The sequence below is a fragment of the Dyella sp. genome (assembly GCF_035277725.1).
Classification (GTDB): Bacteria; Pseudomonadota; Gammaproteobacteria; order Xanthomonadales; family Rhodanobacteraceae; genus Dyella_B.
The window spans coordinates 1-11,257 of sequence record NZ_DATEJY010000112.1; the positions used below are offsets into that span (position 1 = coordinate 1).

The 11,257-nt window shown below is 63.4% G+C and carries 11 protein-coding genes; 9 read left to right on the forward strand and 2 right to left on the reverse strand.

Going from position 1 to position 11,257, the window contains the following annotated elements:
* Together VJR68_RS10215 and VJR68_RS10220 are read right to left on the reverse strand one after the other, a co-directional pair.
* The coding region (locus tag VJR68_RS10215) for a flagellar biosynthesis protein (protein ID WP_324147573.1) at positions 1-245 on the reverse strand (245 nt) is incomplete at its 3' end.
* A complete protein-coding gene (locus tag VJR68_RS10220) occupies positions 242-1,372 on the reverse strand; it encodes a flagellar hook-length control protein FliK (RefSeq protein WP_324147574.1) in 1,131 nt (376 codons plus the stop codon). The genes VJR68_RS10220 and VJR68_RS10215, both read right to left, overlap by 4 nt.
* Positions 1,373-1,599: 227 nt before the next feature.
* Here VJR68_RS10220 and VJR68_RS10225 point away from each other — a divergent pair, with 227 nt between their 5' ends.
* The 9 genes from VJR68_RS10225 to VJR68_RS10265 all read left to right on the forward strand — a co-directional run bounded on the left by VJR68_RS10225 (position 1,600) and on the right by VJR68_RS10265 (position 11,114).
* A complete protein-coding gene (locus VJR68_RS10225) occupies positions 1,600-1,902 on the forward strand; it encodes an STAS domain-containing protein (RefSeq protein ID WP_324147575.1) in 303 nt (100 codons plus the stop codon).
* A gap of 14 nt (positions 1,903-1,916) precedes the next feature.
* A complete protein-coding gene (locus tag VJR68_RS10230; protein ID WP_324147576.1) occupies positions 1,917-2,279 on the forward strand; it encodes a response regulator in 363 nt (120 codons plus the stop codon).
* A 58-nt stretch (positions 2,280-2,337) separates the two neighbouring features.
* Entirely contained in the window at positions 2,338-4,320 is a 1,983-nt protein-coding gene (locus VJR68_RS10235; RefSeq protein WP_324147577.1) for a chemotaxis protein CheA, read from the forward strand.
* Between the two features lie 293 nt (positions 4,321-4,613).
* Complete coding sequence (locus VJR68_RS10240) at positions 4,614-5,099, forward strand: chemotaxis protein CheW (RefSeq protein ID WP_324147578.1); 486 nt, start codon at positions 4,614-4,616, stop codon at positions 5,097-5,099.
* 12 nt (positions 5,100-5,111) lie between these two features.
* A complete protein-coding gene (locus VJR68_RS10245; RefSeq protein ID WP_324147579.1) occupies positions 5,112-6,836 on the forward strand; it encodes a methyl-accepting chemotaxis protein in 1,725 nt (574 codons plus the stop codon).
* 271 nt (positions 6,837-7,107) lie between these two features.
* Positions 7,108-7,986 carry a protein-glutamate O-methyltransferase gene (locus VJR68_RS10250; protein WP_324147580.1) on the forward strand — a complete coding sequence of 293 codons (879 nt, stop codon included), beginning with the start codon at positions 7,108-7,110 and terminating at the stop codon, positions 7,984-7,986.
* Positions 7,983-8,642: a chemoreceptor glutamine deamidase CheD gene (gene cheD / locus VJR68_RS10255; RefSeq protein WP_324147581.1), complete on the forward strand. Its 660-nt coding sequence runs from the start codon at positions 7,983-7,985 to the stop codon at positions 8,640-8,642. Before VJR68_RS10250 ends, cheD begins: the two co-directional genes overlap by 4 nt.
* Before the next feature lie 173 nt (positions 8,643-8,815).
* Complete coding sequence (locus tag VJR68_RS10260) at positions 8,816-9,913, forward strand: chemotaxis response regulator protein-glutamate methylesterase (protein ID WP_324147582.1); 1,098 nt, start codon at positions 8,816-8,818, stop codon at positions 9,911-9,913.
* Between the two features lie 16 nt (positions 9,914-9,929).
* Complete coding sequence (locus tag VJR68_RS10265; RefSeq protein WP_324147583.1) at positions 9,930-11,114, forward strand: methyl-accepting chemotaxis protein; 1,185 nt, start codon at positions 9,930-9,932, stop codon at positions 11,112-11,114.
* Positions 11,115-11,257 lie beyond the last annotated feature (143 nt).

The following is an 11,257-nucleotide window of genomic DNA, read 5'->3' on the forward strand; positions in this document are numbered from 1 at the left end:
CTGGCCAACACCGCCGCTGCAGCCGCATACAACAACGGCGGCACATCCGCGTTCATGCGCAGCGACACCAACAACGCCGCGATCTGCGGATCGTGATGCACAGGCAAGCCAAGCGCATTCGCATGCTTGAGCAGGTTTTCCACATCATGCGTCGATGGGCCGGATGGAGCCTGGTTTCCGTCGGTGCCGCCCGGAAGGCGCAGCACTACTTTGCGTTGCGGAGCGGGCAGGGTGGGTGTGCTCATACCGTCGCCTTCAGGAATACGGCGCTCATGCTGCCGGCGGCTTGCGGCAGGCCGAACTGGCAACTCAATTGATCCAGGAACAAGCCGGTAGCGCCGAGGCGCTGGCGCAGGTCATCGAACTGGCCTTCCAGCAGATCCACCGTATCGCGGTGCTGTGCCCACAACCGCACGGAAAGGCGCAACCCGCGCAAATGCAATTCGCCAACGATCGGGCCGAGGGTGGGCAGGTCCAGCGAGAAGCCCATGGTCCAGCTGTGTTCGGCTTCCGGCTCATGCTTGAGCGAAAGCTGCAGCACATCGGCCGCTTCCTCGTTCTGCACCGGAATCTCGACGATCCAGTGATTCGGATTGGCTTGCAGTTGCGCCACTTCCAGTCGCGCCAGCGCACCCTGCACGTCGGTGTACAGGCGCGGCAACAGTTCGGTGGCGTCGGTGGTGCTGGCCAACTCCAGCGGCAGGGGCGCGCGTCCTTGCGGCACCACGCCGCGATACAGCAATGGCGGATCCACTTCGGTATCGCTGCTTTCGCCGAGGATGGGCTGGCCTTTCAGGATGGTGACCAGGCGCAGCAAGGCGCCTTTCATATCGTCGTGCGCGGTGGTGGCGTCGTTGGGCGGCGCCTGCGCAAGCTGCGCTTCGAGAAACAGCCCGCTGCGGTTCACCGCCTGGCGCAAACCCTCGGCGGTGGCCAGCTCGCGCGGGGTGCTCATGCTGTGTTCGAGCAGCGCCAGCGCCGAGCGCACATAAGGCGGCAACTGCTTGGCGATGGACCATTGCGACAGCGCGCCGACCGTCGCCAGCAGCGGCGCGTAGCCGTTCTGTTGCGGCAATCGTTCGCGCAGCGCCTGATGGACAGTGCTGTCGGGATGCGTATCGGCGCCAAGGATTTCCAGCTGCGGTTGCGCGCCCACGCTGAGTACGCGCACCTGGAACTGCGGCGGCAGCTTGGTGCCCGGCGCTTCGGCCTCGACCGTCAGCGCGCCGACCTGCAGTACCAGCAACCCCTGTTCGTTGACGCCGAGGGGCCGCGCGGACAACACGTTGCCAATGCGCCAACCCTCAGAGCTGGCGCCGGCGGCAGCACCGAGCCAGGTCAGTGCGGCAACGCTGGTTGGCTGGATGATCACGCTTGGCTCCTTGGCCAGCGACGCGCTGGTGTGCGCGTTGTTCGCGAACCTTTGGAGTGGGTATCGGCGTGCCTTGGGAGAACTTTAGGGGCCGTAGGTTGGGGTGCGAACCCCAACATTTTTCATGCCGATGAGGATGTTGGGGTTCGCACCCCAACCTACCGCTAAAGCTGCTTGGCGCTTCGCCGATAAAGCTCACAACAGACCAACCCGGCGAGGTGACCACCATGGGCGGCAAGAGCAAAGGCGAAGCGCGGATAAGCATCCCCGCCGACTGCCGTATCGCCGAGGTCGGTGCACTGCACACGCAACTGCGCGGAGCACTGGAATCCTCGCAGATCATTCTGGATGGCGGCGCGGTGGATCGTATCGATACCGCCGCGCTGCAGTTGCTGGTGGTGTTTCAGCGCGAAGCGAAGCAGCGTGAGCGCCAGCTGCAGTGGGCGGGTGCAAGCGCGCCGCTGTACGACGCGGCGAGCCAGCTGGGTCTGGTGGAAGCAATGGCATTGCCGGCGAAGAAGCCGGCCTGAACTCGAGGTGGAAGATGGCGAAGATTCTTGCGGTGGACGATTCGGCGTCGATGCGCGGCATGGTGGCATTCACGCTGCGTAGCGCCGGTTATGAGGTGAGCGAGGCGGACAACGGACAGGCGGCGCTGGATACGGCGGCGTCCTCCAAGTTCGACCTGGTGCTGGCCGATGTGAACATGCCGGTGATGGACGGCATCAGCATGGTGCGCGAGTTGCGCACCCGTGCCGAGTACAAGGGCGTGCCGATCCTGATGCTGACCACCGAATCCAATACGGACAAGAAGATGGAAGGCAAGGCGGCGGGTGCGACCGGCTGGCTGGTGAAGCCGTTCGATCCGGAGCAGTTGCTGGCGACGGTCAAGCGCGTGCTTGGCTGAACTTACTTTGCCGGAATGACGGCCAGGGACATCAAGGCTTACCCAGGATCTCTTTCTCATGAGCAGCATCAGCATCGCCCAATTCCACAAAGTCTTCTTCGAGGAAAGCCTGGAAGGCCTCGATGCCATGGAATCGGCGCTGCTGGCGCTCGATGACGGCGGCGACGCGGAGCTGGTGCACAGCATTTTCCGCGCGGCGCACTCGATCAAAGGCGGCTCGGCCACGTTCGGTTTTCCGGACATGGCCGCGCTGACGCATGAGGCCGAATCGCTGCTGGATCAAGTACGCGACGGCCGCCGTGCGATCGACAAATCCATCATCGAACTGATGTTGCGCACGGTGGATTGCCTGCGCGGCATGTTCGATCGCGCGCAGAGCGGCCAGCCGCTGGCGAATGCGGATAGCGAAAACCTCAAGCAGCAGCTTGCGGCGGCGGCCGGCAACAGCGTACCTGCTACGGCGACCAAAGCGGCTGCAAAACCGGCTGCATCCAGCGGCTGGATCATTCAATTCCGTCCCCACGCCGGCATGTTGGCCGGCGGCAACGACCCGTTGCGTCTATTGCGTGAACTGGCTGCGCTCGGTCAGCTGGTCGTCGAGGCACAGTTGGATCGTGTGCCCACGCTGGAGGCACTCGATCCTTCCGAATGTCACCTGGGATGGCGCATCGAACTGACCGGTGCGGTCAGCCAGGATGCGATCAAGACGGTGTTCGAATGGGTCGAAGACGAATGCGATCTGTCCATCGAGCCGCTCGTTGCCGTCACGCCACCGCCTGCACCTGCGGTCGAAGCCGTCGCAACACCGGCTGCGGGTGCTGGTGCGGCGGCAGCAACGACGCGCGCGGCGGCGAGCAGCAACGACGCCGGCTCCGTGCGTGTAGCGATCGACAAAATCGATGGCTTGATTGATTTGGTCGGTGAGCTGGTGATCACGCAGGCGATGCTCGACCAATTCCGCGAGGACTTCGATCCGTCGCGCCTGGCGATGCTGCAACACGGCCTGGCGCAATTGGCCCGTCACACACGCTCGCTGCAGGAAAGCGTGATGGGCATCCGCATGCTGCCGATCGGCTCGGTGTTCAACCGCTTCCCGCGCCTGGTGCGCGATCTCAGCCAGAAGCTGGGCAAGCAGGTGAAGCTGGACCTGGTCGGCGAACACACCGAACTGGACAAAACGGTGCTGGAAAAAATCGGCGATCCGCTGGTGCACTTGGTGCGCAATGCGATCGACCACGGCCTGGAAACGCCGGACAAGCGCCGCGCCGCCGGCAAGGGCGACATGGGCACGTTGCGCCTGGAAGCGTTCCATCGCGGCGGCTCGATCGTGGTGGAAATTTCCGATGACGGTGCCGGTCTCAATCGTGATGCGATCATCGCTAAAGCGGTGCAGAAGGGCTTGATCAAGAGCGGCGATGAGCTGAGCGATGAAGCCGTCGGCGAGCTGATTTTCCAGCCGGGTTTCTCCACTGCGGCCGTCACCACCGACCTTTCCGGCCGCGGCGTGGGCATGGACGTGGTTCGCCGCAACGTGGTGGATCTGGGCGGCAACGTATCCATCAAGAGTCGCGCGGGGCAGGGCACCACCTTCACCATTACCTTGCCGTTGACGCTGGCGATCATCGACGGCTTGCGCGCGGCGGTGGGTGGCGAGTGCTATATCGTGCCGCTGGTGTCGATCGTGGAATCGGTGCAATTGCGCGCCGATGCCGTGCGCAGCGTCACCGGTGGCGGCGAGCTGTTCCGCTTCCGTGGCGAATACCGGCCGATCGTGCGCCTGCATCAGCAGTTCGGCTGCGACAACGCCAGGCAGAAGATCGAGGAAGGCCTGGTCATCGTGGTCGAGGCGGATGGCACTCAGATCGGTCTGTTCGTCGACGAGCTAGTGGGCCAGCAGCAGGCGGTGGTGAAATCGCTGGAAGCCAATTACCGGCGCGTGGACGGCATTTCCGGCGCGACGATTCTGGCCGACGGTTCGGTGGCCTTGATCGTCGACGTGGCCGGTCTGATTCGCCTGCAGTCGCGACGCAAGGCGGCGTAGGTCATCAATGCGACAACCCCTCCCCTGCTTGCAGGCGAGGGCTGGGGCGGGGTGCGAGCAAAGCGAGCGGCGCGGTGCCGAGCGTTTCAGCTTCGTAGGTTGGGGTGCGAACCCCAACAGAGCTATCCCACCATAGATCCGATGTTGGGGTTCGCACCCCAACCTACGCGTGTGGCGGACGCCATGCAGCTGTTTTTCAAAAGCCAACATCCACCTCAAGTTCTCGCCTCGCCAGCCGATTCCTCTTACGAACGGGAGCACGCCTGGACACGCTCCCATCCACGAGGCGAACCATGTCTGACCAAGCGCAATACCTCACCGTCAACCTTGCGCACGAGGAATACGGTATCGACATCCTGGCCGTGCGCGAGATTCGCGGCTGGACGCCAGTCACGCGCATTCCGCAGTCGCCGCACTACGTGCTTGGCGTGCTGAACCTGCGTGGCGCGATCGTGCCGGTGATCGATCTGCGCTTGCGCTTTGGGCTGCATCGCGAAGCCTACGACGCCACCACCGTCACCGTGATCATCACCGTGGCCGGCCGCCAGTTCGGCGTGGTGGTGGATGCGGTTTCCGACGTACTGGACGTCGCCGACGATGCGCTCCGCCCGGTGCCGGACATGGGCACCACCGTGGATACCGAATACCTGAAAGGACTGACCTCTGTCGGCGACCGCATGGTGCTGCTGCTCGACGCGGACAAGCTGTTACAGCCGCAGGACGCCCAGATGCTCGACGCCGCGCTTACCGCGGCGGGTGATGTGAAAGCCGTTGCCTGAAGGACAACCCTCATGAAATTGCGTTTCCCGACATTCAAGTTCAAATCGCTCACGGTGCGGGCGCGGCTGGTCATGCTGGTCGGCCTGCTCGGCGTCATGTTGCTGGCGGGTGCGGCCATCGGGCTGTATTCCATGTCGCAGCAGAACGCCGGTACGCAGCGCATCTACGAATCCGGCATGGTGCCGAGCCAGATTCTCGATCAGGTGCGCAGCGACTCGCTCAAGTCGTTCCTCACGCTCAGCGAAGCGGCCTCGCTGGTCGGCAAGGCTGACCAGGTGAAGCAGAAGATGGCGGAGTTCGAGCGCTATCAGGCTGAAATGAACGACTATAAAAATCGTTTCGCCAAGCTGGAACTGAGCCCGGCGGTCGCTGCTGCGTCGAAGGAGTGGCATTCCAGCGACAAGGATTATGATCAGGCCAAGCAGGACGTGCTCGACGCGATCAAGCAGTCCGATAACGGTGCTTCCGACCTGGTGGAAATGGAACTGCGTCCGCTGCTGATGCAGCGCCAGGACGCGCTGGCCAAGCTGGTGAAAGTGCAGAGCGACGAAGCCGGTCAGATCTACGAAGGCCAGGTCAAGAGTTACCAGCGCATTCGCATGATCACGCTGATCGCACTCGTTGCAGGCTTGTTGTTCGCCGCACTGCGTTCGGTCTTGCTGATCCGTTCGATCTCGCATGCGCTGAGCTACGCGATGAAGGTGGCCAATGAAATTGCCGGCGGCAAGCTCGGCCATGCCATCGAAGTCAAAGGCAACGACGAGCTGGCGCAACTGCTTGGCGCGTTGAGCACGATGGATCAGCGCCTGGTGGATATCGTTGCCGAAGTGCGCAACGGTTCCGATGCGGTGAGCACGGCGGCACAGCAGATTGCGCGCGGCAACGATGACTTGAGCCAGCGCACGCAGGAACAGGCATCCAGCCTGGAAGAAACCGCCTCCTCGATGGAGGAAATGACCTCCACCGTGAAGCAGAACGCCGAAAACGCCAGCCACGCCAACCAGCTTGCCCGCGGCGCACGCGAACAGGCCGAGCGCGGCGGCGAAGTGGCAGCGCAGGCGGTCACCGCGATGCGCGAGATCAACAGCTCCAGCCGCAAGATTTCCGACATCGTCAGCCTGATCGACGAGATCGCCTTCCAGACCAATCTGCTTGCGCTGAACGCTGCGGTGGAAGCCGCACGCGCCGGCGAACAAGGCCGCGGCTTTGCGGTGGTGGCGACGGAAGTGCGCAACCTCGCGCAGCGCAGCGCGGGTGCGGCGAAGGAAATCAAGCTGCTGATCAACGACAGCGCCGACAAGGTGCGCGCGGGTTCCGAGCTGGTGGATCAATCCGGCAAGGCCCTGGCCGACATCGTCGACAGCGTGAAGAAGGTCACCGACATCGTCGCCGAGATCGCCGCCGCCAGCCAGGAACAATCGGCCGGCATCGACCAGGTCAACAACGCCGTGTCGCAGATGGACGAGATGACGCAGCAGAACGCCGCGCTGGTGGAAGAAGCGTCCGCCGCCGCACGCGCCATGCACGAACAGGCCGGCGAACTGTCGCGGCAAGTGGGCTTCTTTCGCCTAGGCGAAGAAGCCGCAGCCCCTGCGTCAGCCAAGCCGAAGGCTGCTGAAATCATGGCGGAAACAGAAGCCGTGTTCGCTGCCGTGCGCCAGTCTGCACCGCCGGCTGCCGCACCACGCCGCGCTGTGCCGGCGACCACCGACAGCGACGTGTGGAAGGAATTTTGATGAGGCTCCCTCTTCTGCGTGAAGCGGAGGAGGGAGCCATGAAAGCGGTTGAGTTGGCCGGCTTCCTGGGGATGGTGCCGGACAGCGCAAGGAGTGACATCGGCGCAGCCGGAGCGCGTGCATTACTCACATAAGACGAGGTAATCATCGTGACTCTGGGGAGCTGGGACACCTTCTGCAGACCGGTATTCGCTACGGGATGCAGCAAGGCTTCGACACAGGTTTTCAACCTGCCTTCGCCACGGCCCATGCGTGGATGGAGTGACAAGTCATGAATACGGCAACCGTTTCCGATTTCCGCGCAGTGATGACTAATGCAGGTGGACCACTGCTTGGCGATGCCGAGTTTCAGTTCCTGCGCGATTTCGTCTACAAGCAATGCGGCATCGCGCTGAGCGAACAAAAGCGCCAGTTGGTCCAGGGCCGCTTGCTGCGTCGCCTGCGTGCACTCGGTTTGAAGGATTTTGCTGGCTATTGCGAAGTGCTGCGCCAGGACCCGGACGCCGAACTGGGCGAACTCGCCAGCGCGATCAGCACCAACGTCACCTCGTTCTTCCGCGAGATGCACCACTACGACCTGCTGATCAGCGAATTGCTGCCGCGTTGGCTGGAAGCAAAGAAGCCGGAAGGACGCCTGCGTATCTGGTCCGCCGGTTGTGCAACGGGCGAAGAGCCGTATGCACTGGCGATGGTGCTGGCCGAGGCGCTGGAACGCAGCGGCAGCAAGGTCGATGCGCGCATCCTCGCCACCGATCTTTCACCGCAGGCGCTGGAGCATGCGAATGGAGGCATGTACGCGCTGGACCGCATGGGTGGCATCAGCGATGAACGCCGCCGCCGCTGGTTCCTGCGTGGCGAAGGCCGCTACGAAGGCATGGCCTGCGTGCATCCGCGCCTGCGCGAACTGGTCACCATCCAGCCGCTCAATCTGCTGCACGACTGGCCGATGCGCGGACCGTTCGATGCCATTTTCTGCCGCAACGTGGTGATCTATTTCGACAAGCCGACCAAGCAGCGGTTGTTCGATCGCTATGCAAAGTTGCTTGAGCCGGGCGGTTACTTGTTCCTGGGGCATTCTGAATCGATGCATGGCTTGAGCGATGCGTTCGAGTTGGTGGGCCGCACCGTCTACCGGAAGCGCGCCGCATGACTACTGCCCTTGTTCGAGGCGTTGCCGTTGCGCCCATCACCAGCGAGCCCGTCCTGCCTGGTTTCGAGCACATGCGCCGATTCTGGGATCCCACGCATGCCTGCATGACGGTGAAAGTGCTGCCCGGCGAGTATTACGTCAGCGCGCAGGAGGAAATGATCTCCACCGTGCTCGGCTCGTGCGTTTCCGCCTGCGTTCGCGATGCCGATCGGCGCATCGGCGGCATGAACCACTTCATGCTGCCCGAGCCGATGAGCGGCGAGCGCAACGACTGGTCGTCGGCCGTCGGCCGCGCAGCGCGCTATGGCAGCGACGCGATGGAGCAGCTGATCAATGCCGTACTGAAGGCCGGTGGGCGGCGCGAAGCGCTTACCGTCAAGATCTTCGGCGGCGGCCGCGTGCTGGCGCAGATGACCGACGTGGGCAAGCGCAACATCGCCTTCGTGAAGCGTTATCTGGAAACCGAGCGCCTGCCGATCGTGGCGGAAGACGTGGGCGATATCTACCCGCGCCAGCTGCAGTTTTTCCCCAACAGCGGACGGGTCCGCGTGCGCCAGCTGCGCAGCCAGCGCGATGCCGAGCTGGCCGCCAACGAACAGCGTTACCTCAAGCGTTTGGCGAACGATCCGATAAAGGGAGAGGTGGAGCTGTTTTGAGGCTCTGGCGTAATCATGATCAACACCATTGACGCCAAGCTTCAACACCGTCGCCCCGGCGAAAGCCGGGGCCCAGCGACTTCCGCCGCGAAAGACACTGGGTCCCGGCGTTCGCCGGGACGACGAGCAACAACACTCCGGCTGCGTTGGGTACCTGAAGCGAGAAGGCGGTAATGGAAAAAGTCCGTGTCCTGGTCGTTGACGATTCCGCACTGGTGCGCAAGCTCCTGTCGGCCATGCTCGATTCCGATCCCGGCATCGAGGTCGTCGGCGTGGCCGCTGACCCGCTGATCGCGCGCGACAAGATCAAGCAGCTCAATCCCGACGTGCTCACGCTCGACGTGGAAATGCCGCGCATGGATGGGCTGACCTTTCTCGAAAACCTGATGCGCTTGCGGCCGATGCCGGTGGTGATGGTGTCGTCGCTGACCGAGCGCGGCGCGGAAGTGACGTTGCGCGCGCTGGAAATCGGCGCGGTGGATTTCTTTACCAAGCCGTCGAGCGATCTGGCCAACAGCTTTGCCGAGAGCGCGCAGGAAATCTGCGCGAAGGTAAAGCTGGCCGCACGTACGCGTCCGCGTGCTTATACGCAGGTGCAGAAGATTGCCGTTCCCCCGCGCCTTTCCGCCGATGCGGTATTGCCGCGTTCGCAATCGGCCGGCACGCGCGGCGGTATGCGGATCATCGCGGTGGGGGCATCGACAGGTGGTACCGAAGCGATTCGTGTGTTGCTGGAGACGATGCCGCCGGACGCGCCGCCGATGGTTATCACGCAACACATCCCGGCGGCGTTCAGCGGTCCGTTCGCATCACGCATGAACAACTGCTCGGCGATGCGCGTGTGCGAAGCACGCGATGGTCAGCCGATCCAACCCGGCCACGCCTATATCGCTCCCGGTGGCGAACATCTGCTGGTGATGTGGGATGGCGCCAAATACGTTTGCCGCTTGCATGACGGTCCGCAAGTGAATCGCCACAAGCCCAGCGTGGACGTGCTGTTCCGTTCCACCGCCGCCAGCATCGGTGCCGCCGCCATCGGAGTGCTGCTCACCGGTATGGGTGACGACGGCGCGCGCGGCTTGCTGGAAATGCGCGAAAACGGCGCGCCGACGCTGGTGCAGGACGAGGCCAGCTCCGTGGTGTGGGGCATGCCCGGCGCCGCGTGGAAGCTCGATGCCGCCGATGAAAAACTCCCGTTGGAAGAGATCGCCGCACGGCTCCTGGTGCTGGCGCAACAACCCATCGCCGGCGCACGACGCGCCGCATCCTGATGTATTGGAATCGCTTATGTCCGCCATTCTTTCCGCCTCCGCTCCACGCCCTCTCGTCGGTATCGGCGCAAGCCTGGTCGCCTTGCTGCTGTGCCTGATCTGGAATCCGGTATGGATGGCGCCCGTGTTGATTACCGCCATCTGCGCGGTGTGGATCTTTGAATGCCGCCGTCTCGCCGCGTCATCCGCAGTGGTGGAAGTGGTGCAGGAACCCGATCACGCGCCCGTGCGTGAAGCACTGGAAGACGTGCGCGGCGCACTGGTCGACGAACTCGGCCACGCGGCACGCGAACTGCACCAGGCGCTGGATCTGCTGCGCGACGCCGTGTCGGAACTGGGCGGTGGCTTCGATGGCTTGTCGCAGAAGACCGGTCAGCAGCAATCGCTGCTCAAGCAGATCATCGACGTGCAGAACGGCGGCGTCTCGGTGCAGGATTTCGCGGCGCGTACCGGCGATCTGCTGGAACACTTCGTGGGCTTGATCGTGCAGCTGTCGCGCGAAAGCCTGCGCATCGTCTACCGCATCGACGGCATGTCCAAGGAAATGGACGCGGTGTTCGCGCTGTTGAAGAACGTCAACACCATCGCCGAGGAAACCAACCTGCTGGCGCTCAACGCTGCGATCGAAGCGGCGCGCGCCGGCGAAGCGGGCCGCGGCTTCGCGGTGGTGGCGGGCGAAATCCGCAATCTTGCCAGCCATTCCAATCAGTTCAACGAACAGATCGGCAGCCACGTGGAACGCGCGCGCATCGCGATGGAGCAGGTGCGCGACCTGGTGGGCGATCTGGCCTCGCAGGATTTGAACGTGGCGCTGTCGGCCAAAGGCGGCATCGATGCCATGATGGCGCACGTGACCGAAAGCGATGCGCGCACCACGGCGGTGGCCGACAAGGTGGTCGAGATCAATCGCGGCCTGGGCTCCGACGTATCCACCACCATCCGCTCGCTGCAGTTCGAAGACATCCTCAGCCAGTTGCTCAATCAGACGCGCATGCGCCTGGTGGAATTGCAGGGCGTCGCTTCCGAAACCACGCGTGACATCGAAACCCTGGCGTGCGAGACCTTCGATGCGCAGGTGCTGCGCCAGCACTCCGAACGCGTGCGCGAGCGCCTGGCGCTGCAACGCGAAAAAGCACGCATCCGTTCGCGCGGCCCGGCCCTGCAGAACAGCATGGATGCCGGCGAAATCGAATTGTTCTAAGGAGTCGACGTCATGCATCTCAACGTCCAACATGACACCGAGCAGGATTGCCTCACCCTGCAATTCAGCAGCCGCTTCGACTTCAGCGTGCATCGCAGCTTCCACGAAGCATGCCTGGGCGAGCGCAAGCCGGTGCGCAGCTA